The sequence below is a fragment of the Ectopseudomonas khazarica genome (assembly GCF_017915135.1).
GTDB lineage: Bacteria > Pseudomonadota > Gammaproteobacteria > Pseudomonadales > Pseudomonadaceae > Aquipseudomonas > Aquipseudomonas khazarica.
In genome coordinates, this window is sequence record NZ_CP068551.1 from 1,484,426 (window position 1) to 1,505,253 (window position 20,828).

Genomic DNA, 20,828 nt, shown 5'->3' on the forward strand with positions numbered 1-20,828 from the left:
GCTTGGCCCTGTTAAGATGGCCGCTTGCAAGGAAAGGATCGAGGCCATCGGTCCTGCTTTCCAACGGAGAGACTCATGAGTGTGCAAATCATTGCCCGCGATGGTGAGCCGGAGTACGCGGTACTGCCCTGGGCCGATTATCAGGCCCTGCTGCAGGCCGCAGGACACCAGCCTGCCGTCGAATCCGGTCGCGAACAGCCTGATCCGGAGGCCGTGAGACCCGGGCTCGATCAACTGCGGGCACTGCGTGAAGGCAAGGGGCTGACGGCCGAGGCACTGGCGCGCAGTGTCGGTATCAGCCCGCACTATCTGGCGATGATCGAGCGTGGCGAGCGCCAACCGGATGCGGCCATCCTGCGCTCCCTGGCATGGTCGCTGGGGTTGGAGGGCTGGTCTTGAGCGTACGTATCAGTCGCCAACACTGGCAGGCGTTGCTTGACGAACTCGATGATGCGCGCCGGCAGCGCCATCTGCTTACCTACCGGGCGCTGATCGAGCGCCTCGACCTGCCGACACCGGCCATGCAGACCCTGACCGCAGCACTGGAGCATCTGGCGGCGCTGGATGCCCGTGCCGAACGGCCACTGCGCAGCGCGCTGGTCATCAGCCAGGGGGCCAGCCGTCTGCCGCGTACCGGCTTCTTCGACTGCGTGATGCGCCTGGGGCGCTTCAGCGGAGCCTCCGATGGCGTGGCGGCCGCATCCTGGCATGCCGCAGAGGTGGTCCGGGTGTTCGAATTCGACTATCCCGTCGATGTCTAGGCTGCTCTGGCAGGTGCGCGCGCGCCTGGGCTACTGGTTGGCCCGGCGCCTGTTCCACTGGTCGTGGACGCTGCGCCAGCCGCGCCTGTGGCAGTGGATGCAGGGCCAGTACGGGCGCATGGCCAACCTGGGCGATACCCCGGCGCAAAGCTTCTACGGCCATATCCTGCTGTTTCGCGGCCAGGGCCTCGGTGCGCGCGAGGAGGGGCTGAGGCTGTTGCGCCTGGCTGCCAGCGGCGGCGACGGCAAGGCCGCTTATCAGCTGGGTGTGCAGGCGTTGCAGGGTGACACGCGACAGGCGCCGGACGGTGTGCAGGCGGTGCGCTGGTGGGAGATGGCGCTGGCAGCCGGCCATCCGCTGGCAGCGCGGCGCCTGAGCCAGGTGTATCTCGACGGCGCACCGGGCGTCACGCCTGATCGGGCCCTGGCCGAGCAGCATGCCGCACTGGCGCAGGAGACGCAGGCTTCAGCTGGCTGATCCGGCGAGGATGTGCAGGCTGTAGCCGGGCACGGCCTTGGCGTGGCGCTTGGCTTCGGAGGCGAGTTCCGCCAGGCGCGAGGCGTCGAGCTGCAGGCAGTCTTCCTTGCTCACGTGCACCACGCCGATGGACAGCGACAGCAGGGCGTATTCCTGGCGCTGGCCGTGACGGTTGTGGGCGACGAAACAGCCGGCCTGCAGGTGTTCTTCGCGGTAGAAGCGGCGGCACTGGCTCTGGAAGTCCTCGATCAGGCGACCGAGCTTTTCGCGCCAGTCGGTCGAGCCGAGCACCAGCATGAAATCATCGCCCCCGATATGACCGACGAAATCGCGCGCCGGGTCCACCCGCTCGTTCAGGCACTGTGCCAGGCACAGCAGGACCTCGTCGCCCTTGGCGTAGCCGTAGAGGTCGTTGAAGGGCTTGAAGCTGTCGATGTCGACATAGCACACCGCCGCTTCCCGCTGTTGTTGCAGCAGCCGGCTCAGGCACTGCTGGATGGGCACGTTGCCCGGTAGCAGGGTCAGCGGGTTGGCATGACGCGCCTGCTGCAGCTTCTGTTCGGTGATCAGCTTGAGCACGTCGATCACCCGCCCCAGGCCGAGGTAGCGGCCGCCCTGGATGATGATGAAGTCCTCTTCGATGCGCTGCCGCGCGCGGCTGGTGAGCAGGCGGCTGACCTTCTGCAGCGATTGCTTCAGTTCCACCGCGAGAAAGTCCTGGCTCATCAGGCGGCTGATCGGTTTGCGCGCGAACAGATCGGTCGCGAACGGTTTCAGCAGCGCTTCGGAGAGCGAATGGCGGTGCACGATACCTACCGGCTGTTGCTGCTCGTCGAGCACCGCCAGTGAGTTCAGATTGGCCTGGGCACGAAACAGATCCAGCACCTCGGCGATGGCGGTGCGCTGGTCGACAGCGGGTTGCTCGTTGAGCAGGGCGCTGAGGTCATGGTTGTCCTCGTTGAGGCTGCTGTGCTGCGTGCTCTGCAGTTGTGGCAGCAACTGGCGGGCGTCCCGTGGCGGTTTTTCCTGCGGCCGGCTCAGCAGGTAGCCCTGCACCAGATCGACGCCCATCTCGGCCAGTACGGTCAGCTCTTCGGTCAGCTCGATGCCCTCGGCGATGACCTGTGCGCGCGAGGCCTCGGCCATCTTCAGGATCGAGCCGACGAACTCGCGCTTCACCGCGTCCTGGTGGATGCCGTCGATGAAGTGGCGGTCGATCTTCACGTAGTCCGGGCGCAGCTCGGACCACAGGCGCAGGCTGGAATAGCCGGCGCCAAGGTCGTCCAGGGCGATGGAGAAGCCCATGGCGCGGTAGTGGTGCAGGGCATTGTCGAGCAGCGCGAAGTCTTCGGTCGGCGACTGCTCGGTGAGTTCGATCACCACCTGGCTGGGCGGTATGCCGAAGGTCTGCAGCAGCTTCAGGGTACGCCCGGGCTGGTGGCTGGGGTCGAGCAGCGACTCGGGAGAGACGTTGAGGAACAGCTTGCCCTCCAGCCCCAGTGCGCTGAAACCCCGGCACGCGCTCTTGCGACAGGCCATTTCCAGCTCGCTCAGGCGGCCGGCATGGCGGGCGACGGCGAACAGGGTCAGGGGCGAGTGCAGCGGGCTGTTGGACGGGCCACGGGTCAGCGCCTCGTAGCCGAGGATGCGCTGCTCGGAAAGCGAGACGATGGGCTGGAACAGGCTACTGAGGTCGCCGTGAGCGAGGATGTTCCCCAAGGCGCTCAACTGCTCGGTGACGGTCATGGTGTTCTCGATCTGCCGGAAACGAAGAGGCCGGCTTTTTAGCCGGCCCCTGCATTTCACGACAGTTCGATGACAATTTGATGACGTTCCCTGATCCCTGGTCAATGGATGGCCAGGGACGGGTTCAGGCTCAGGTAGTCGATGAGGATGTGGCCGGACTCGGACAGATAGGCGTCGTCTTCCGGCTTGCTGCCCTTGTCTTCAACGGGCAGGGCGTCTTCGTCTTCCTTGGCCAGTTCCGCGAGAGGCTTCTCACCCTTGGCCACGCGACGATCGTTCTCCAGCTTGAGCTGCTTGGCCTCGATGGCGGCCTGCTGCGCACGGCGTTTGACTTCGTTGAGGCTGACGGTGGTTTCGGCCATCAGCTGCTTCGACAGGTCGATGCTGGCGCGGGTGAAGAGGAAGTCCGGGTCCTGCGCGGTGCGCTGGTCGTGCTTGCTCTGCAACTGGGTGAGGAACGGTTTGATCGGGTCCAGCTCCGGCTTGATCGCCGGGCGGATGCTGTCCCAGGGCATGGCGGCGGGCAGGGCGCTCTCACCGATGTCCTTGGTGTGCATCACATCGGGGTAGGCGATGTCCGGCAGTACACCCTGGTGCTGGGTGCTCTGCCCCGATACACGGTAGAACTTGGCCAGGGTCAGCTTCAGTTCGCCGTGATTGAGCGGCTGGATGGTCTGCACCGTGCCCTTGCCGAAGGTCTGGCCGCCGAGGATCAGTGCGCGGTGATAATCCTGCATGGCGCCGGCGAAGATCTCCGAGGCGGAGGCCGAGAGGCGATTGACCAGTACGGCCAGGGGGCCGTTGTAGTAGATGCCCTTGTTCTCGTCCGCCAGCACGTCGACGCGGCCATCGGCGTTGCGTACCAGTACGGTCGGGCCCTGCTCGATGAACAGGCTGGTCAGCTCGGTGGCTTCCTGCAGGGAACCACCACCGTTGTTGCGCAGGTCGATGACCAGGCCGTCGACCTTCTCGGCACGCAGCTCGTCGATCAGCTGTTTCACGTCACGCGTGGTGCTCTTGTAGTTGGGGTCGCCCGCGCGGAAGGCCTTGAAGTCGAGGTAGAAGGCCGGCAGTTCGATCACCCCGAGCTTGTAGTCGCGGCCATCCTGCTTGAGGTGCAGGACCTTCTTCTTCGCCGCCTGCTCTTCGAGCTTCACCGCCTCGCGGGTGATGGTGACCACCTTGCTGGTCTGGTCGGTCGGCGGGTTGCTGGCCGGAATGACTTCCAGGCGTACCGTGGAGCCTTTCGGGCCACGGATCAGCTTGACCACTTCGTCCAGGCGCCAGCCGATCACGTCGACCATTTCGTCGTTGCCCTGGGCGACACCGACGATCTTGTCGGCCGGTGCGATCTGCTTGCTCTTCTCCGCCGGGCCGGCGGGCACCAGGCGCACCACCTTGACGTGCTCGTTGTCGCTCTGCAGCACGGCGCCGATACCTTCGAGCGAGAGGCTCATGTTGATATCGAAGTTTTCCGCGTTGTCCGGCGACAGGTACGTGGTGTGCGGGTCGTAGGTGGTGGCGAAGGCGTTGATGTAGGCCTGGAACACATCCTCGCCACGGGTCTGCTCGAGGCGCTTGAGCTGGTTCTTGTAGCGCTTGGTCAGCAGCTCCTGGATGTCCTTGGTTTCCTTGCCGGCGATCTTCAGTCGCAGCACTTCATCCTTGACGCGCTTGCGCCACAGGTCGTCGAGCTCGGCACGGTCCTTCGCCCAGGGCGCTTTCTCACGGTCGACCTGCAGGTCCTCGTCGACGCTGAAGTCGATCTTGTCGACACCCTTGGTCAGCTCGGCCAGGGCGAAGTCGAGGCGCTCCTGCAGGCGCGTCAGGTGCCGGCGGTAGATGGCGAAGCCCGGTTCGAGGTTGCCGCTCTTGAGCAGGTCGTCGAACTGGTTGCGCCACTGGTTGAATTCGGCGATGTCCGACGCCATGAAGTAGCTGCGCGATGGATCGAGCAACTTCAGGTAGTTGTCGTAGATCTTGATCGAGCGCTCGTCGTTGAGCGGCGGCTTGTTGTAGTGGTGGCGCTTGAGCAGCTCCACGACGTTGAGACTGGCAATCACCTGATCGCGGTCCGGCTGCAGGTAGTCCCAGCTGGTCGCTGGAGTGGTCTTGGCCGCCAGCGGCAAGGCACTGAAGCCGAGTACTAGGGCGAGGGCGGTACTTGCTAGAGAGCGTTTCATGCGGATTCGACGTAGTGGCAGGTGATAACGCATATTAGGCCGTATCTGAGGGCGCCAGGTTCCGTTGGCGCTAGACGAAAGCCTCGCGCAAGGCGCGAGGCTCGTTTCACTTGCACTATGGAGGCAGCATGAAGGCATTGCAAGGCGTCGAAGGGCGTGCGGAGTGGTTGGAACAACCCACCCAGGCCTGCGACGCGGGGCAGATTCGAGTGAAGGTCGCCGCCGCAGGGCTTAATCGGGCCGATCTGCTGCAGCGCGCGGGGCTCTACCCGCCGCCGCCGGGGGCCAGCCAGGCTCTGGGCCTGGAGTGCTCCGGCGTGGTCACCGAAGTAGGCGCCGGCAGCGCCTGGCAGGTGGGGGATCGGGTCTGCTGCCTGCTGGCGGGCGGCGGTATGGCCGAAGAGGTGGTGGTCGATGCACGCCATGCCATGTCGGTGCCCGAGGGCCTCAGCCTGGTCGAGGCCGCCGTGGTCCCCGAGGTGTATGCCACGGCCTGGCTCAACCTGTTTCAGCTCGGCGCGCTGCATCCTGGCGAGAAGGTTCTGTTGCATGCCGGTGCCAGTGGTGTGGGCTCGGCGGCGATCCAGCTGTGCAAGGCGTTCGGCAGCCCCTGCTGGGTCAGCGTCGGCTCCGCCGAGCGGCTGGCCTACTGTGAAGGACTCGGCGCCCAGGGCGGCGCGCTGCGTGGCGAAGATCTCCAGGCGCTCAGCGATTTCGGGCCGTTCGACGTGATCCTCGACCCGGTCGGTGGCCAGTATGCGGCCCTCAATCTGGAGCTGCTGGCGCGTGACGGGCGCTGGATCAACATCGGCCTGATGGGCGGGCGCGAGGCCAAGCTGGACCTGGCGCAGGTGCTGGGCAAGCGCATCCAGCTGATCGGTTCGACCCTGCGCAACCGCGACGATCAGTTCAAGGCGGATCTGTTGCATGACCTGCAGCAGCAAGTCTGGCCGCTGTTCGCCGAAGGCCGATTGCGGCCGCAACTGGAGCGCACTTTTGCGATCAAAGACAGCGAAGTGGCGTTCGAGACACTCGCTGGTAACCAAGTCGCAGGTAAACTGGCGCTATTGATCGATCCCGACCTGGCCTGAGCCAGGGCTGCAGCCCGCGTCTGGCGCGGGCTTCGTTATCGATTGGTGCAATCAATCGATATCATGGCCGTAATCAATAAGCTTTTTTCCGTTAGGTAGCTAAGATAGCAACCGTAAATTTTCAACCCTCACAGAAACCTCAGAAGGAGTCAGAGATGTCCCTCATCAATACTCAAGTTCAACCGTTCAAGGTCAACGCTTTCCACGCTGGTGAGTTCGTCGAAGTGACCGAGCAGTCCCTGCAGGGCAAGTGGTCCGTGCTGATCTTCATGCCGGCTGCCTTCACCTTCAACTGCCCGACCGAGATCGAAGACGCCGCCAACAACTACGCCGAGTTCCAGAAGGCGGGTGCCGAGGTTTACATCGTGACCACCGACACTCACTTCTCGCACAAGGTCTGGCACGAAACTTCGCCGGCCGTTGGCAAGGCTCAGTTCCCGCTGATCGGTGACCCGACCCACCAGCTGACCAACGCCTTCGGCGTGCACATTCCGGAAGAAGGCCTGGCGCTGCGCGGCACCTTCATCATCAACCCGGAAGGCCAGATCAAGACCCTGGAAATCCACTCCAACGAAATCGCCCGTGACGTGTCCGAGACCCTGCGCAAGCTGAAGGCCGCTCAGTACACCGCCGCCAACCCGGGTCAGGTTTGCCCGGCCAAGTGGAAAGAAGGCGAAGCCACTCTGGCTCCTTCGCTGGACCTGGTCGGCAAGATCTAAGAACGGCTTCAGAGCTGCTGCGCTCGGCCAGGCAGCGGGGTAATCGGACTCGGGCTTGTGATGTACGTCGGTACATTCCGCGCCCTCATCGGATTACGCCTTGCCTGGCCGTCGCTCGCGACGCTCTGAAACCCGTTTTGCACTTGCTACCTGCGCTGTTTGGGCCATCACCGGCCCTTGTGGTGCCCGATGCCCGGGCGCGATCCGTCCGGGCATTTTATTGCCCGAATTTTTTGTTTCTGAGGACTGTTCGCCATGTTGGACGCCAATCTTAAAGCCCAGTTGAAGGCCTACCTGGAAAAGGTCACCCAGCCGTTCGAGATCGTCGCGTCCCTCGATGACAGCGCGAAATCCCAGGAGCTGCTTGGCCTGCTCAACGATATCGTCGGCCTGACCGACAAGATCACCCTGAAGACCGATGGCAGCGATGCCCGTCGTCCTTCGTTCGCCCTGAATCGTCCGGGCGAAGACACCGGCGTCGCCTTCGCCGGCATCCCCATGGGCCATGAGTTCACCTCGCTGGTGCTGGCGCTGCTGCAGGTCGGTGGCCACCCGTCGAAGCTGGACGCCGATACCATTGCCCAGATCAAGGCCATCGAAGGCCGCTTCGAGTTCGAGACCTATTTCTCGCTGAGCTGCCAGAACTGCCCGGACGTGGTCCAGGCGCTGAACCTGATGGCAGTGCTGAACCCCAATATCCGCAACGTCTCCATCGACGGTGCGCTGTTCCAGGAAGAAGTCGAGCGTCGCCAGGTCATGGCCGTGCCGAGCATCTACCTGAACGGCGAGGTATTCGCTTCCGGCCGCATGGAAGTGAAGGAGATTCTCGCCAAGATCGACACCAAGGCCGGTAGCCGCGACGCCGAGAAGATGAGCGCCAAGGAAGCCTTCGATGTGCTGGTGGTCGGCGGTGGCCCGGCTGGCGCCTCGGCGGCCATCTACGCTGCGCGCAAAGGTATCCGCACGGCCATCGCTGCTGAGCGTTTCGGTGGCCAGGTGCTCGATACCATGGCGATCGAGAACTTCATTTCGGTGAAGGAAACCGAAGGGCCGAAGCTGGTGCGCGCCCTGGAAGAACACGTCAAGGAATACGAAGTCGACGTGATGAACCTGCAGCGCGCCTCCGCGCTGGTGCCGGCCAATGGCGAAGGCGGCCTGCACGAGGTGCAGTTCGAGAACGGCGCCTCGCTCAAGGCCAAGACCGTGATCCTCTCCACCGGCGCACGCTGGCGCGAGATGGGGGTGCCTGGCGAGCAGGAGTACAAGGCCAAGGGCGTGTGCTTCTGCCCGCACTGCGACGGCCCGCTGTTCAAGGGCAAGCGCGTGGCGGTGATCGGTGGCGGTAACTCCGGCGTCGAGGCGGCCATCGACCTGGCCGGGATCGTCGCCCATGTGACCCTGCTGGAGTTCGCCGACACCCTGCGTGCCGACGCCGTGCTGCAGAAGAAGCTGTACAGCCTGGCGAACGTGACCGTGATCAAGAGTGCGCAGACCACCGAGGTCAAGGGCGATGGCCAGAAGGTCAACGCGCTGGTCTACAAGGACCGCACCAGCGAAACGCTGCACACGGTCGAACTGGAAGGCATCTTCGTGCAGATCGGCCTGCTGCCCAACAGCGACTGGCTCAAGGGCACCCTCGAGCTCAACCGCTTCGGCGAGATCGTGGTCGATGCCAAGGGCCAGACCAGCGTGCCGGGCGTCTTCGCTGCCGGTGACGTCACCACCGTGCCGTACAAGCAGATCGTCATCGCCGTGGGTGAGGGTGCCAAGGCCTCGCTGAGCGCCTTCGATCACCTGATCCGCCACAGCTGATCAGCGCGCTGGAACGACAAAGGCCACCCTCGGGTGGCCTTTGTCGTCATGGGCGTATTGCGGTGACTGCCTCGCGGCCGACGCTGCAGGTGTTCATGTTGCATGCCGCGGATTTCCTCCGGGCTACGGTTGTGTAGCCGGATGCAATCCGCGGCGGTTCGTCAGCCCGCGGCTAGAGCCACTCCTGCACTCAGCGCTTGAGGCCGCCCAGGGTCAGCGGCATCTGGCGGTTCACATCCTTGTACAGCAGGTAGCGGAAGCGACTCGGGCCACCGGCGTAGCAGGCCTGCGGGCAGAAGGCGCGCAGCCACATGAAGTCACCGGCTTCGACCTCGACCCAGTCCTGGTTGAGGCGATACACCGCCTTGCCTTCCAGCACGTACAGGCCGTGTTCCATGACGTGGGTCTCGGCGAAGGGGATCACGCCGCCCGGCTCGAAGTTGACGATGTTGACGTGCATGTCATGGCGCATGTCGCTGATTTCGACGAAGCGCGTGGTGCTCCAGCGACCTTCGGTGCCCGGCATGACGATCGGCTCGATGTCCTGCTCGTGGGTCACGAAGGCTTCCGGGTAGGGCACGCCTTCGACGGGCTGGTAGGCTTTGCGCAGCCAGTGGAAACGCACCGCTTCGCTGCCGTTGTTGCGCAGCGACCAGTCGCTCTGTGGCGGGATGAAGGCGTAGCTGCCCGGACGCAGGGCATGCCGGGTGCCGTTCAGGGTCAGGTTGCACTCGCCTTCGACGACGAAGATCACGCCTTCGGCGCTCGGGTCCAGCTCGGGCTTGTCGCTGCCGCCGTTGGGGGCGACTTCGACGATGTACTGCGAGAAGGTTTCGGCGAAACCGGTCAGCGGGCGGGCGATGACCCACATGCGCATGTTGTCCCAGAACGGCAGGTGGCTGGTGACGATGTCACGCATCACGCCTTTGGGGATCACGGCGTAGGCTTCGGTGAACATGGCGCGATCGGTCAGCAGTTGCTCCTGACCGGGATGGCCGCCATGCGGGGCGTAGTAGTAGGGCGATTTGCTCATCGAGAGATTGCCTCGGCGGGTGAAAGGCACCGGGATCGACCCGGCGCGGAAAACGGTCTCCCATGCACTATAGGAATTTGCGCCTGGATTCGGAAATTAAATAGTAGAATCCTTGTCAGTGGGTTTCATGATAGGTGTCGGTATGCTCGATCCCGTGCTGTTGCGCAGCTTTCTCGCCGTGGTTCAGACCGGTGGCTTTACCCGTGCCGCGGCCAGCCTGCACCTGACCCAGTCCACGGTCAGCCAGCAGGTGCGGCGTCTGGAGGAGCAGATCGGCGCCGAGCTGCTCGACCGCAGCGGCCGCTACGTGGTGACCACCACCGAAGGTGAGCGCCTGCTCGGTTATGCCAATCGCATCGTTGCGCTGATGGACGAAGCGCTGCTCGCGCTGGGCCAGAGTGCGGTGGAGGGCGAGGTGCGTCTCGGCGTGCCGGACGATTTCGCGGCCAACAGCCTGACCCCTTACCTGGCTGATTTCGCCGACGCGCACCCTGGCATCCGCCTGGAGATCACCAGCGGCCTCAGCCACGACGTGTGGCGTGCGTTCAACGCTGGCGAGCTGGACCTGGCGCTGATCAAGCAGCGCGCCGGCAGCGCCAAGGGGCTGGCCAGCTGGGCCGAGCCCCTGGCCTGGCTGGACAGCCGCGCACGGCCGGTGCTGGCGCGCAACCCGGTGCCGCTGGCGGTGTTCCCGCCCAACGGCCTGTATCGCCTGGAAATGACCCACGCCCTGGATGCCATGGGCAAGCCCTGGCGCATCGCCTATGTCAGCAGCAGCCTGCCGGGTGTCAGCGCGGCGGCCGAAGGCGGCCTGGGCCTGACCCTGCTGCCGCGCCGCCTGATCACCGCGGCGCACCGCGAACTGGGGGCTACCGAAGGCTTTGCCGCCGTGGCGCCGGTGGAAGTGGCCCTGCACGCGCGCAACCAGTTGCCCGGTTATGCGCGTGAGTTGGCGGCGGCGTTGATCGAGGCGTGCGAAGGGATCATGCAGGCCCCGGCTGGCGCGCTCAGCGCCAGTTGAGGATCGGCCAGCCCGCCTGTTCGGCGTGGGCGCGCAGGACTGGGTCCGGGTTGACGGTGAAGGGCTTTTCCACCAGTTGCAGCAGCGGCAGGTCGTTGCGCGAGTCGGAGTAGAAGGCGGCCCCGGCCAGGCTCTCGCCCTGTTCGCTGAGCCAGGCATGCAGGCGCGTCACCTTGCCTTCGCGATAGGTCAGCACGCCTTCGGTGCGTCCGGTGTAGAAGCCCCGCTGTTGTTCCAGGTCGATGGCCAGCACTTCGCCGATGCCGAAGCGTTCGGCAATCGCGCTGACCAGGAAGTGCGCCGAGGCGGAGATCACCAGCAGGCGGTCGCCGGCTTCGCGGTGCCGGGCCAGGCAGCGGCTGGCGTCGCTGTAGAAGATCGGCTCGATCACGTCCTCGACGAAGGGCTCGACCACGTGGGCGACCTCCTCGGGCGTGCGCCCGACCAGCGGCGACAGGGTGAAGGCCATGTAGTCCTCCATGGCCAGGGTCCCGCTGGCGTACTGGCGCATCAGCTCCTGCTCGTGGCTGATGAAGGAATCGCCATCGGCCCAGCCGATCTTCACCATTTCCTCGGTCCACAGGGTGGAGCAGTCGCCGTGGATCAGGGTTTCGTCCAGATCGAATATGACCAGGGCCATCACGCCACCTCCCGGATTGCGCCGACATCGATCTGCAGGCTGACCTGCTGGCCGCAGCTGTAGAGTTCATCCGCCGAGCGATTGAGCACGTCGACGAACAGCTCCACACCGCGGGCGTCGATGCGGTAGCGCACGACGTTGCCCAGCAGGCTGTGGCTGACGATTTTCGCGCCGATGCCATGCTCGGCGAAGGCGATGGCTTCCGGACGAATCGCCACGCGCGAACTCACCGTCTGCTCCAGCAGGCGGCTGGCGGCATCGGCCTCGAGCAGGTTGTAGTTGCCGATGAAACCGGCGGCGAAGGCGTCCACGGGGGCGGTGTAGAGGGTCTCGGCGTCGCCGCTCTGGACGATCTTGCCGGCGTTCATGAGGAAGATGCGGTCGCTCATGGTCAGCGCCTCTTCCTGGTCGTGGGTGACGAAGATGGTGGTCAGGTTCAGTTCCTGCTGGATGGCGCGGATCTGCTCGCGCAGGTGTTTGCGAATGCGGGCGTCGAGGGCCGACAGCGGCTCGTCGAGCAGCAGCAGGCGCGGACGGGTGACCAGCGAGCGGGCCAGGGCCACGCGCTGGCACTGGCCGCCGGAAAGCTGGTGCGGGTAGCGTGTGGCGAACTCGCCCAGCTCGACCATGTCCAGGGCTTCCTGCACGCGCTTGTCGCTCTCGGCCCTGGCCACTTTCTGCATGCGCAGGCCGAAGGCGACGTTCTGCGCCACGGTCATGTTGGGGAACAGCGCATAGCTCTGGAACACCATGCCGATGCCACGTTTCTGCGGCGTCAGCGGCACCAGGTCCTGGTCGCCGAGGATGATCTGCCCGCCATCGACGCCGGTCAGTCCGGCGATGCAGCGCAGCAGGGTGGACTTGCCGCAGCCGGAGGGGCCGAGCAGGGTGACGAACTCGCCCTGGGCGATCTCGCAGTTGATGTCGCTGAAGATGCGGGTGTCGCCGTAGCTTTTATGCAGGTTTTGGATGCTCAGGAAGCTCATGCCTTGTCCCTGTTCAAACGGTTGGCCGCCCAGGTGAAGACCAGGACGAAGAAGAAATAGGAGATCACCAGCGCACTGTTGAAGTGGCCGCTGCTGTTGCGCATGTTGTTCAGGTACACCTGCAGCGTTTCATAGCGGGTGCCGACCAGCATGTTGGCGAAGACGAACTCGCCGAACAGGAAGCTGAAGGAGAGGAACAGCGACACCATCAGGCCCTTGCGCAGATTCGGCAGCACCACCAGAAAGGCCGCCTTCCAGGTGCTGGCGCCGAGCAGGTGGGCAGCGTCCATCAGGTCGCGCAGGTTGATCGCCTGCAGGTTGTTGCTGATGGCGCGGTACATGAACGGCAGGGCGATGGTGAAGTAGCAGCCGAACAGGATCCACGGCGTGCCGGTCATTGCCAGCGGGCCGGAGCCATAGAGCTGCAGCAGGCCCACCGAGGACACCACCGGCGGTACCGCGAACGGTAGCAGGATCAGCACGTTCATCAGCGTGTCGAGCCTGGGGAAGTGGTAGTGCACCACGAACATCAGCGGCAGGATCAGCACCACCGACAGTGCCAGGGCGCCGACGCAGACCAGCAGCGACTGGGCGAAGGCACGCAGGAAGCGCTCGTCGCTCCACAGGGCGGCGTACCACTTCAGTGTCAGGCCATCCGGCAGGATGGTCGCCGACCAGCTGGTGGACAGCGAGTAGAGCAGGGTGCCGGCCAGCGGCAGGAGCAGGATGAGGAACAGCAGCCAGACCACGACTCGGTGGTAGAGGCTGGCGGCAGGGGCGTCAGCGCGTGACATGGTTGCTCCTTTTCAGCAGCAGCTGGTGAACGATGGTGATCAGCACCATCAGCCCGACCAGGATCATCGACAGGGCGCTGGCCAGGTTCGGGTTCAGCGAGATGTCACCGGAGACCATCGCCGCGATGCGGATCGGCAGCACGTTGAAGTTGCCCGTGGTCAGGTAGTACACCGTGGCGTAGGCGCCCAGGGCATTGGCCAGGAGGATGACGAAGGTGCCGAGCAGTGCCGGGGTCAGCACCGGCAGGCCGATGTGGCGCCAGAAGTCCCAGGTGCCGGCGCCGAGCAGCGCCGCTGACTCGCGCCAGTCCTGGCGCAGGGCGTCGAAGGCGGGGTAGAGCAGCAGCACGCCCAGGGGAATCTGGAAGTAGGTGTAGAGGACGATCAGGCCGTTCTTCGAGTAGAGGTTGAAGCCCTCGATCAGCCCGGCCTGGATCAGCAGCAGGGTCAGCGCACCGTTGAAGCCGAGCAGGATGATGAAGGCGAAGGCCAGCGGCACGCCGGCGAAGTTGCTGGTCATGTTGGAGAAGGCGATGACGAAGTCGCGCAGCTTCGAGTCCACCTGGCGCAGCGAGTAGCTGCCGAGGATGGCGATGGCCATGCCGAACAGGCTCGACCAGAAGGCGATCTGCAGGCTGTGCTTGATCGCCTGCAGGTAGAACTTGGAGGCGAAGATCTTCTCGAAATTGCCCAGGCCCCAGCCATTGGGGCCGTTCAGGCTGTTGACCGCCACCCACACCAGCGGCGCGACCTGGAACACCAGGAAGAACACGGCGAAAGGCAGCAGGCACAGCAGCGGTAACCAGCGTCGCAGGGAAGACGGCGCGCTCATTTCAACAGCTCCGCGCAGTAGGGTTTGTCATGGGGCACACCGAGCAGCTGACAGATGCTGCCGCACAGTTCGACCTGCCGTGGGCGGGCGGCCGCGTCGAGGCTGAAGGCGTCGCCGATGACGAACAGCGGCACCTGGCGCTCCTCCGGTAGCAGGCCGTTGTGCGAGCGGTCGACGTTCATGCCGTGGTCGGCGGTGACCAGCACCTGGTAGCCGGCATCGACCCAGTTCTGCAGGTGGTCGGCCAGCAGCACGTCGGCCATGCGTGCCGCGTTGCGGTACTGCGGGCTGTCCAGGCCGTGCTTGTGCCCGGCGTCGTCGATGTTCATCGGGTGCACCAGCAGCAGGTCCGGCTCGTGCTGCAGGCGCAGGCTCTCGGCGTCGACGAACAGGTGCGAGTCCGGGTAGTGGTCGGCGTAGTAGAAATGGCCGTGCTGGATCGGCAGGCCCGGATCGCTGCTGTGGCGATCGCGCACGGCGACGAAGGGCGAACGGTTGTACAGCTCGCTGACCCAGTGATAGGCCGCGGCGGCGGTCGTCAGGCCGGCATCGCGCGCGTAATGAAACAGGCTGTGCTCACGCGACAGGCGCGAGACGTCGTTGTGCACCACGCCGCTGTCGATCGGGCGTACGCCGGTAAGGATGCATTCGTAGAGCGGGCGCGACAGCGCCGGCAGCTCGCAGTCCAGGCGGTAGTAGGCCGCCCGCCCGGCTTGGCACCAGGCATGCAGATGGCCCATGGCGTGTTGTGCGACCGAATGGCTGAGGCCGTCGAGCACGACGAGGATGACCTTGGAAGGCATGGGGGAAATCCTGAAAACGATGGAAGCGCTTAGCGGCTGAAGCCGCTCCCACAGGTACTGCCCGAGGGAGCGGCGTTTGTCGTGCGCAGGGGGGATGACGCTCTTTTCATCCACCATCCGCGGTATCGAATGGTGTACGGGTGGGGCGTCAGCTACGCGCCCCGGTCCACCCTGTGCCTCAACCTATCACTCCATGTTGATGATGACGTGCTCCTGCCACAGCTGCGGCAGCGCCTTGGACGTGGCTTCCCAGGCCGCAGCGTCCTTGATCGGCTGGACCTTGGCGTACTGCTCGTTGGGCAGCAGCTTGGCCTGCACGTCGGCCGGCAGGGTCAGGTGCTCGGCGCGGATCGGCCGGGCGTTACCCTTGGCCAGGTTGATCTGGCCGGCGTCGGAAAGGATGTACTCACGCGCCAGCTTGGCCGCGTTCGGGTTCTTGGCGTACTTGTTGATGATGGTGCTGTAGCCGGAGATGACCGAGCCATCGGACGGAATCAGCACTTCGAAGCGGCTGGGGTCGATCTGGTCGCGGTAGGACAGGCCATTGAAGTCCCACACCACGCCCACTTCCACTTCGCCCTTCTCCAGAGTCTGGATGGTCGGGTTGGACAGCGACAGGCGGCCCTGTTCGGCGATGCTGGCGAAGAAGTCCAGGCCCGGCTGGATGTTCTTCTCGTCGCCGCCGTTGGCGATGGCTGCAGCCAGTACGCCGTTGACGGCCTGGGCGGCGGCACTGACGTCACCGATGGCGACGCGGTATTTGCCGTTCTTCAGCTCGGCCCAGGACTTCGGTACGTCCTTGACCAGTTGCTTGTTGACGATGAACGCGATGGAACCGGTGTAGGCCAGCATCCAGTGGCCGTCGGCATCCTTGGCCCAGCTCGGGATCTGTTCCCAGGTGCTCGGCTTGTAGGGCTGGGTCACGCCCTGCTGCACGGCGATGGGGCCGAAGGCGGCGCCTACGTCGCCGATGTCGGCGGTGGCGTTGTCCTTCTCGGCGGCGAACTTGGCGATCTCCTGGGCCGAGCTCATGTCGGTGTCGGAGTGCGTGAGGCCGTACTTGCTATTCAGGTCGTTCCAGGTGTCCTTCCAGTTGGCCCAGCTGTCGGGCATACCCACGCTATTGACCGCGCCTTCGGCGCGAGCGGCTTTTTCCAGCGCTTGCAGGTCGGTGCCTGCAGCCATGGCGGAAGTGGCGAGGGCAATCGCCGAACCCATCAGAGAAGCCAGCAGCAGTTGTTTCATCGGAAACTCCTTTGCGGTGTGTGTGTTGGTCTAGATCAGCAATACCCGAGCCAATCTAAGCGCCTTCGATGACAGTTTTATGTCCGTTTGCCAGCTGCAGATGTCTAGGCCTGTACGGATGGCGCGCTCAGCAAGCGTAGACCATGGATAAGTAACTGATTTAACGGGTTGTGCACGAAGGTCGTGGTGGCATGCGGCATGCTTGCAGCATAGCTGTCATCTATCAGTCATCTAGACTGCCTAGTCTTGTCACCCATTCGAGCGAATGACGTGTGCCCCGTGTTGGGGCTGGACTAGTCCAAAAGGGGAGAAATTGATGCGCGATGAAGCGCCGCGAGCGGTCACCATCATCTGCCGCGCATTGCAGGAGCAGATCGACCGGGGCCTGTTGCCGTCCGGCAGCAAGTTGCCGGCCGAGCGCAAGCTCAGCGAACTGTTCGACACCACCCGCATCACCCTGCGTGAGGCCCTGGGTCAGCTGGAGGCTCAGGGGCTGGTGTATCGCGAGGAGCGCCGTGGCTGGTTCGTTTCTCCACAGCGGGTGTCTTACAACCCGCTGGTCCGCACCCACTTCCATGCCATGGTCGCCGAACAGGGGCGGGTGCCCGCCACCGAGGTGCTCAGCGCGAGGCTGATGCCGGCCAGTGCGCAGGTCTGCCAGTTGCTGGAGCTGCCGGCGCTGTCCAGCGTCTACCAGGTGTGCCGGGCGCGGCGCATCGACGGGCGCCTGGTGCTGTACGTCGAGCATTACCTGAACCCGGCCTATTTTCCCGGCATTCTCGAATTCGACCTGACGCGCTCGCTGACCGACCTGTATGCCAGCGAGTACGGCATCCACTACGGCCGGGTGCGCTTCGACATGGTGCCCACCGCGTTGCACGCCGAGGCAGCGGCCAGCTTGCGGGTGGCGCCAGGCAGCCCGGCGCTGCGGGTCACCCGGGTCAATCGCGACCAGCATGGGCGCATCATCGACTGCGACCTGGAGTTCTGGCGCCACGACGCGATCCACGTCAGCGTCGAGGTGCCGCAGTAGTTCGCGCCTGACCGTTCGTCGGCTTCGACGCTGTTTTTTCGGCCATTGTCGAAACGGCGTCGTCGCGTTCGACTATCCAGTACCCACCGCCAAGGAACTGGAGCGCGACATGAAATACCTCTGCCTCGTCTATGCCAATGAGCAGGAGCTGCACAGCTCCCCCGACAGCCCCCATGACAGTGAGTGCCACGCCTACGCCCAGCAGGTGCAGGGCAGCGGGCGCATGCTCGCGGCGGAGGCGCTGCAGCCGGTGCAGACCGCCACCACGGTGCGCATGCGCGCTGGCAGGCTGACGATCACCGATGGGCCGTTCGCGGAAACCAAGGAGCAGTTGGCCGGCTTCTATCTGATCGAGGCGCGCGATCTCAACGAGGCGCTTCAGCTCGCCGGCCACATTCCCGCTGCCCGTGTCGGTTGCGTCGAGGTGCGACCGGTACGTGACCTGGATATCGACCCCGCCGCGCAACACTGAGCCACCGTCGTTCAGCCACAGGAGAACCGTCATGGATCGTCACCCTGTCCCCGAGGTCGCCACGCGTGAACAATGGCTGGCCGCCCGCAAGGCATTGCTGGAGCAGGAAAAGGCACTGACCCGCCAGCGTGATGCGCTCAACCGTGCCCGTCGCGCCCTGCCCATGGTGCGGGTGGAGGAGGACTACCGTTTCCAGGGGCCGCAAGGCGAGGTCGGGCTGGAGGCGTTGTTCGACGGCCGCAGCCAGTTGATCGTCTACCACTTCATGTATCACATGGACTGTGGCAAGGGCTGCGCCGGGTGTTCCAGCCTGGTGGACAGCATCGGCCATCAGTCCCACCTGCATCAACGCGACACCAACCTGGTGTTGGTTTCGCGTGCACCGCTGGCCGATCTCGAAGCCTTCAGGCAACGCATGGGCTGGTCGCTGCCCTGGTACAGCTCCCATGGCAGCCGCTTCAACTACGACTACCACGCCACCACCGACGAGCAGGTCGCGCCGGTGCAGTACAACTACCGCGACAAGGAGGAGTTGCTGCGCCTGGGGCAGGGCTACCACGTCCAGGGCGAGCAGCACGGACTGAGCGTGTTCCTGCGCGACGGCGGGCAGATCTATCACACCTATTCCTGTTATGGCCGGGGCGTGGAGATGCTGATGGGCAGCTTCCATTTCCTCGACCTCACGCCTTTTGGTCGCGGCGAGGGTTGGGACGGCATGCCGGATCTGGATGGCAAGGGCCTCGACTGGACCCGTTTGCACGACGAGTACGAGCAGCGTGCGCCTGTGCACGACTGCTGCGCCCACAAGGCCCGAACCTGAGCGAAGGAGCAACGTCATGAGTCAGTCCGAACTGCAAGACGCACTGAATAGCTGGACCCAAGCCTGCCGCAGCAAGGATGTGGCGCGCATCATGAGTCACTACGTGGAGGATGTGGTCGCCTATGACGCCGTGGGCCCGTTGCGCTTCCAGGGGCGCCCGGCGTATCAGGCGCATTGGCAGGCCTGCATGGAAATGTGCAGCGGCGAGGGGCGCTTCGATCCGCATGAGCCGAGCTTCAACGTCAGCGCTGATCTCGCGGTCAGCCATTACCTGCTGCACTGCGGTGGCAGCAATGACAAGGGCGAGCTGGAAACCTGCTGGATGCGCGTGACCCAGTGCCTGCGGCGCCAGGCTGGCCGCTGGCTGATCTTCCACGAGCACTTCTCCGCACCCTGCGACATGGAGAGCGGCAAGGCGCTGTTCGATCTGCAGCCCTGAGCCCGCATGCGGGCTCAGGCGCGGTCACCGTGGCGACACCCGCAGGCGAAGCGTGGCGCTGACGCCTCACTGCCGGCCCAGCGCCGCGCAGGAGGCCTGGTAGTCCTGCGCGCAGGCGCTCTGGTACAGGCGCAGGGCCTGGTCGGGATCACGCGGCACACCGCCTTCGCCACGCCGATAGAGGTTGCCAAGCACGTGCTGGGCCATGGGGTTGCCGGCCGCCGCCGACTGGTTGAGGTACTTGAGCATGTCGCGCTGGTTGGCGAACTCTGGCGCGTCGCGCCCGGTGTAGAGATAGGCGAGGCTCACCGCCGCCATCGCATGGCCCTTGTCGGCAGCCCGCTTCCACCAGTACTCGGCCTGCTTGAGGTTCTTTTCCGGCTGGCCGACGAAATAGCTGCTGCCGAGCTGGAACTGGCTGTCCAGGTCGCCGCGCTCGGCCTGCTGGCGCAGCTGCTCCTGCTGCGTCTGGGCGGCGGGCTGGCCGATCCGCGAGTCCTCTGGGGCGGTGCCGGAGTCCGGGCTGCGCCCTGCACAGCCGGCCAGCAGCGCCAGGGCGAGCAGGGCGACGGCGGCGCGACGAAAGGGGGGCAAGATGGGCATGGCGGCGGACTCCTTGTTTGACGTGTGATGGCGTTAGGCCCGAGTCGTTCACCATAGTTCGCTTCGCACCGTTCATGCACTGACGACTTCACACCTGAGCGACTAGCTGCAATCCTGATGGCCGGTTTCGTCGGCGAGGCAGTCATGAAGATCAGTGCGGATTTCGACAGTGGCAATATCCAGGTCATCGATTCCAGTGACCCGCAGCGAGTATTGCTGGCCATGCGGCCAGATCTCAACAGCCATCATTTTCAGTGGTTCCACTTTCAGGTCGACGGCCTGCAGGTCGGCCAGCGTCATGGCTTCTGCCTGACCAACGCCGGGCAGTCGGCCTACAACCAGGCCTGGGACGGCTACCAGGCCGTGGCCAGCTACGACCAGCAGCACTGGTTTCGCGTACCCACGCGTTTCGCCGACGGGCAGCTGCACTTCGAGTTGCAGGCCGAGGGCGAGCAGGCCTGGTTCGCCTACTTCGAACCCTATCCGCGGGCACGCCATGAGCGCCTGGTCGGTGCGGCGCTGGAGCGTGGTGCCGAGCTGGTGGCCTGCGGTCGCAGCCTGGAGGGGCGCGATATCCAGTTGCTGCGTATCGGCGGCCAGGCTGCGGCGCCGCGCAAGCTGTGGATCATCGCCCAGCAGCATCCCGGCGAGCACATGGCCGAGTGGTTCATGGAGGGGCTGATCGAGCGCCTGCAGGACCCCGAGGACGCCGAGATCGCCGCGCTGCTGGCCGAGGCCGAACTGTACCTGGTACCGAACATGAATCCGGATGGCGCCTACCGGGGGCATCTGCGTACCAACTACGCCGGGCAGGACCTCAACCGCGCCTGGCAGTCGGCCAACTCCGAGCACAGCCCGGAGGTGTTGTTCGTGCTGCAGCACATGCAGCGCATTGGCGTCGACCTGTTCCTGGATATCCATGGCGACGAGGAAATTCCCCACGTGTTCACGGCCGGCTGCGAGGGCAACCCGAGTTACACGCCGCGCCTGGCCGCCCTGGAGGAAGATTTCCGCAGCCGTCTGGTCGGCATCGGCGCCGAGTTCCAGACCCGTTTCGGCTACCCGCGCAGCCAGCCCGGCCAGGCCAACCTGACCCTGGCCTGCAACGCCGTGGGCGAAGCGTTCGACTGCCTGTCGTTCACCATCGAGATGCCGTTCAAGGATCACGATGACAGCCCGCAGCCGCATACCGGCTGGAATGGCGCCCGTTCGAAGAGGCTGGGGCGGGATGTGCTGACGGTGCTGGCGCAGATGGTCGAACGCTTGCGCTGAAGGAGGGAGCCGGCGAACGGCACGGGCGGCGCCGCTGCAGTGCCT

At 64.8% G+C, this 20,828-nt stretch carries 22 protein-coding genes; 12 read left to right on the forward strand and 10 right to left on the reverse strand.

Annotated features, from left to right (window positions below):
• The first annotated feature begins 75 nt into the window (after positions 1-75).
• The 3 genes from JLK41_RS06845 to JLK41_RS06855 are packed head-to-tail and all read left to right on the forward strand — an operon-like array spanning position 76 to position 1,239.
• Positions 76-399: a helix-turn-helix domain-containing protein gene (locus JLK41_RS06845; RefSeq protein WP_175254371.1), complete on the forward strand. Its 324-nt coding sequence runs from the start codon at positions 76-78 to the stop codon at positions 397-399.
• Positions 396-761: a hypothetical protein gene (locus tag JLK41_RS06850; RefSeq protein ID WP_037057444.1), complete on the forward strand. Its 366-nt coding sequence runs from the start codon at positions 396-398 to the stop codon at positions 759-761. Before JLK41_RS06845 ends, JLK41_RS06850 begins: the two co-directional genes overlap by 4 nt.
• Complete coding sequence (locus tag JLK41_RS06855) at positions 754-1,239, forward strand: tetratricopeptide repeat protein (protein WP_210390646.1); 486 nt, start codon at positions 754-756, stop codon at positions 1,237-1,239. The genes JLK41_RS06850 and JLK41_RS06855 overlap by 8 nt, the downstream gene beginning before the upstream one ends.
• Here the strand turns inward: JLK41_RS06855 and JLK41_RS06860 are convergent.
• On the reverse strand, positions 1,228-2,985 hold the full coding sequence (locus tag JLK41_RS06860) for a bifunctional diguanylate cyclase/phosphodiesterase (RefSeq protein WP_037057446.1): 1,758 nt from the start codon (positions 2,983-2,985) through the stop codon (positions 1,228-1,230). The two genes, JLK41_RS06855 and JLK41_RS06860, sit on opposite strands and share 12 nt — an antisense overlap.
• Positions 2,986-3,086: 101 nt before the next feature.
• Entirely contained in the window at positions 3,087-5,168 is a 2,082-nt protein-coding gene (locus JLK41_RS06865) for a carboxy terminal-processing peptidase (RefSeq protein ID WP_167494368.1), read from the reverse strand.
• 128 nt (positions 5,169-5,296) lie between these two features.
• On the opposite strand from JLK41_RS06865, the gene JLK41_RS06870 reads away from it, so the two are divergent.
• The 3 genes from JLK41_RS06870 (at position 5,297) to ahpF (ending at position 8,790) form a co-directional block, all read left to right on the forward strand.
• Complete coding sequence (locus tag JLK41_RS06870; protein ID WP_210390647.1) at positions 5,297-6,259, forward strand: NAD(P)H-quinone oxidoreductase; 963 nt, start codon at positions 5,297-5,299, stop codon at positions 6,257-6,259.
• Between the two features lie 155 nt (positions 6,260-6,414).
• Positions 6,415-6,978, forward strand: a complete 564-nt coding sequence (gene ahpC / locus JLK41_RS06875; RefSeq protein WP_037004971.1) for an alkyl hydroperoxide reductase subunit C — start codon at positions 6,415-6,417, stop codon at positions 6,976-6,978.
• Positions 6,979-7,233: 255 nt separating this feature from the next.
• Positions 7,234-8,790, forward strand: coding sequence for an alkyl hydroperoxide reductase subunit F (ahpF, locus tag JLK41_RS06880; protein ID WP_037056949.1), 1,557 nt, complete (start codon positions 7,234-7,236; stop codon positions 8,788-8,790).
• A 190-nt stretch (positions 8,791-8,980) separates the two neighbouring features.
• Here ahpF and JLK41_RS06885 read toward each other — a convergent pair whose 3' ends face one another.
• Complete coding sequence (locus JLK41_RS06885; RefSeq protein ID WP_037056954.1) at positions 8,981-9,823, reverse strand: bifunctional allantoicase/(S)-ureidoglycine aminohydrolase; 843 nt, start codon at positions 9,821-9,823, stop codon at positions 8,981-8,983.
• Between the two features lie 142 nt (positions 9,824-9,965).
• Between JLK41_RS06885 and JLK41_RS06890 the strand changes: the two genes are divergently transcribed.
• On the forward strand, positions 9,966-10,844 hold the full coding sequence (locus JLK41_RS06890) for a LysR substrate-binding domain-containing protein (RefSeq protein WP_175254368.1): 879 nt from the start codon (positions 9,966-9,968) through the stop codon (positions 10,842-10,844).
• On the opposite strand, the gene JLK41_RS06895 is transcribed toward JLK41_RS06890, so the two are convergent.
• The 6 genes from JLK41_RS06895 to JLK41_RS06920 form a co-directional block, all read right to left on the reverse strand.
• The gene (locus JLK41_RS06895; protein WP_037056961.1) at positions 10,831-11,484 is read right to left on the reverse strand and encodes an HAD family hydrolase; all 654 of its coding nucleotides are present in this window, start codon (positions 11,482-11,484) and stop codon (positions 10,831-10,833) included. The two genes, JLK41_RS06890 and JLK41_RS06895, sit on opposite strands and share 14 nt — an antisense overlap.
• Positions 11,484-12,470 carry an ABC transporter ATP-binding protein gene (locus JLK41_RS06900; RefSeq protein ID WP_037056963.1) on the reverse strand — a complete coding sequence of 329 codons (987 nt, stop codon included), beginning with the start codon at positions 12,468-12,470 and terminating at the stop codon, positions 11,484-11,486. Before JLK41_RS06900 ends, JLK41_RS06895 begins: the two co-directional genes overlap by 1 nt.
• Positions 12,467-13,264 (reverse strand): ABC transporter permease, encoded by a 798-nt coding sequence (locus JLK41_RS06905; RefSeq protein ID WP_047587654.1) that lies wholly within the window; start codon positions 13,262-13,264, stop codon positions 12,467-12,469. Before JLK41_RS06905 ends, JLK41_RS06900 begins: the two co-directional genes overlap by 4 nt.
• Positions 13,251-14,096 carry an ABC transporter permease gene (locus tag JLK41_RS06910; RefSeq protein WP_047587656.1) on the reverse strand — a complete coding sequence of 282 codons (846 nt, stop codon included), beginning with the start codon at positions 14,094-14,096 and terminating at the stop codon, positions 13,251-13,253. Before JLK41_RS06910 ends, JLK41_RS06905 begins: the two co-directional genes overlap by 14 nt.
• The gene (locus JLK41_RS06915; RefSeq protein ID WP_037056972.1) at positions 14,093-14,899 is read right to left on the reverse strand and encodes an alkaline phosphatase family protein; all 807 of its coding nucleotides are present in this window, start codon (positions 14,897-14,899) and stop codon (positions 14,093-14,095) included. Before JLK41_RS06915 ends, JLK41_RS06910 begins: the two co-directional genes overlap by 4 nt.
• A gap of 186 nt (positions 14,900-15,085) precedes the next feature.
• Entirely contained in the window at positions 15,086-16,144 is a 1,059-nt protein-coding gene (locus JLK41_RS06920) for an ABC transporter substrate-binding protein (protein ID WP_210390648.1), read from the reverse strand.
• Between the two features lie 316 nt (positions 16,145-16,460).
• On the opposite strand from JLK41_RS06920, the gene JLK41_RS06925 reads away from it, so the two are divergent.
• The 4 genes from JLK41_RS06925 to JLK41_RS06940 all read left to right on the forward strand — a co-directional run bounded on the left by JLK41_RS06925 (position 16,461) and on the right by JLK41_RS06940 (position 18,908).
• Positions 16,461-17,177 (forward strand): UTRA domain-containing protein, encoded by a 717-nt coding sequence (locus JLK41_RS06925; RefSeq protein WP_037056975.1) that lies wholly within the window; start codon positions 16,461-16,463, stop codon positions 17,175-17,177.
• Between the two features lie 109 nt (positions 17,178-17,286).
• The gene (locus JLK41_RS06930) at positions 17,287-17,649 is read left to right on the forward strand and encodes a YciI family protein (protein ID WP_037056978.1); all 363 of its coding nucleotides are present in this window, start codon (positions 17,287-17,289) and stop codon (positions 17,647-17,649) included.
• A gap of 31 nt (positions 17,650-17,680) precedes the next feature.
• Positions 17,681-18,469 carry a DUF899 domain-containing protein gene (locus tag JLK41_RS06935; RefSeq protein WP_210390649.1) on the forward strand — a complete coding sequence of 263 codons (789 nt, stop codon included), beginning with the start codon at positions 17,681-17,683 and terminating at the stop codon, positions 18,467-18,469.
• Between the two features lie 16 nt (positions 18,470-18,485).
• Positions 18,486-18,908 (forward strand): YybH family protein, encoded by a 423-nt coding sequence (locus JLK41_RS06940; protein ID WP_210390650.1) that lies wholly within the window; start codon positions 18,486-18,488, stop codon positions 18,906-18,908.
• Positions 18,909-18,974: 66 nt separating this feature from the next.
• Here JLK41_RS06940 and JLK41_RS06945 read toward each other — a convergent pair whose 3' ends face one another.
• On the reverse strand, positions 18,975-19,511 hold the full coding sequence (locus JLK41_RS06945; RefSeq protein ID WP_210390651.1) for a tetratricopeptide repeat protein: 537 nt from the start codon (positions 19,509-19,511) through the stop codon (positions 18,975-18,977).
• A gap of 144 nt (positions 19,512-19,655) precedes the next feature.
• On the opposite strand from JLK41_RS06945, the gene JLK41_RS06950 reads away from it, so the two are divergent.
• Positions 19,656-20,783 carry a M14 family metallopeptidase gene (locus JLK41_RS06950; RefSeq protein WP_210391199.1) on the forward strand — a complete coding sequence of 376 codons (1,128 nt, stop codon included), beginning with the start codon at positions 19,656-19,658 and terminating at the stop codon, positions 20,781-20,783.
• The last annotated feature ends 45 nt before the right edge of the window (positions 20,784-20,828 follow it).

Excerpts from the sequence above, each read along its gene's own strand:
- JLK41_RS06915 (WP_037056972.1), bottom strand. The coding sequence starts at position 14,899 with ATGCCTTCCAAGGTCATCCTCGTCGTGCTCGACGGCCTCAGCCATTCG.
- JLK41_RS06950 (WP_210391199.1), top strand. The coding sequence starts at position 19,656 with ATGAAGATCAGTGCGGATTTCGACAGTGGCAATATCCAGGTCATCGAT.
- JLK41_RS06845 (WP_175254371.1), top strand. The coding sequence starts at position 76 with ATGAGTGTGCAAATCATTGCCCGCGATGGTGAGCCGGAGTACGCGGTA.
- JLK41_RS06885 (WP_037056954.1), bottom strand. The coding sequence starts at position 9,823 with ATGAGCAAATCGCCCTACTACTACGCCCCGCATGGCGGCCATCCCGGT.
- JLK41_RS06925 (WP_037056975.1), top strand. The coding sequence starts at position 16,461 with ATGCGCGATGAAGCGCCGCGAGCGGTCACCATCATCTGCCGCGCATTG.
- JLK41_RS06940 (WP_210390650.1), top strand. The coding sequence starts at position 18,486 with ATGAGTCAGTCCGAACTGCAAGACGCACTGAATAGCTGGACCCAAGCC.
- JLK41_RS06865 (WP_167494368.1), bottom strand. The coding sequence starts at position 5,168 with ATGAAACGCTCTCTAGCAAGTACCGCCCTCGCCCTAGTACTCGGCTTC.
- JLK41_RS06910 (WP_047587656.1), bottom strand. The coding sequence starts at position 14,096 with ATGAGCGCGCCGTCTTCCCTGCGACGCTGGTTACCGCTGCTGTGCCTG.
- JLK41_RS06900 (WP_037056963.1), bottom strand. The coding sequence starts at position 12,470 with ATGAGCTTCCTGAGCATCCAAAACCTGCATAAAAGCTACGGCGACACC.
- ahpC (WP_037004971.1), top strand. The coding sequence starts at position 6,415 with ATGTCCCTCATCAATACTCAAGTTCAACCGTTCAAGGTCAACGCTTTC.
- JLK41_RS06890 (WP_175254368.1), top strand. The coding sequence starts at position 9,966 with ATGCTCGATCCCGTGCTGTTGCGCAGCTTTCTCGCCGTGGTTCAGACC.
- JLK41_RS06945 (WP_210390651.1), bottom strand. The coding sequence starts at position 19,511 with ATGCCCATCTTGCCCCCCTTTCGTCGCGCCGCCGTCGCCCTGCTCGCC.
- JLK41_RS06920 (WP_210390648.1), bottom strand. The coding sequence starts at position 16,144 with ATGAAACAACTGCTGCTGGCTTCTCTGATGGGTTCGGCGATTGCCCTC.
- JLK41_RS06855 (WP_210390646.1), top strand. The coding sequence starts at position 754 with ATGTCTAGGCTGCTCTGGCAGGTGCGCGCGCGCCTGGGCTACTGGTTG.
- JLK41_RS06860 (WP_037057446.1), bottom strand. The coding sequence starts at position 2,985 with ATGACCGTCACCGAGCAGTTGAGCGCCTTGGGGAACATCCTCGCTCAC.
- ahpF (WP_037056949.1), top strand. The coding sequence starts at position 7,234 with ATGTTGGACGCCAATCTTAAAGCCCAGTTGAAGGCCTACCTGGAAAAG.
- JLK41_RS06905 (WP_047587654.1), bottom strand. The coding sequence starts at position 13,264 with ATGTCACGCGCTGACGCCCCTGCCGCCAGCCTCTACCACCGAGTCGTG.
- JLK41_RS06895 (WP_037056961.1), bottom strand. The coding sequence starts at position 11,484 with ATGGCCCTGGTCATATTCGATCTGGACGAAACCCTGATCCACGGCGAC.
- JLK41_RS06870 (WP_210390647.1), top strand. The coding sequence starts at position 5,297 with ATGAAGGCATTGCAAGGCGTCGAAGGGCGTGCGGAGTGGTTGGAACAA.
- JLK41_RS06935 (WP_210390649.1), top strand. The coding sequence starts at position 17,681 with ATGGATCGTCACCCTGTCCCCGAGGTCGCCACGCGTGAACAATGGCTG.
- JLK41_RS06930 (WP_037056978.1), top strand. The coding sequence starts at position 17,287 with ATGAAATACCTCTGCCTCGTCTATGCCAATGAGCAGGAGCTGCACAGC.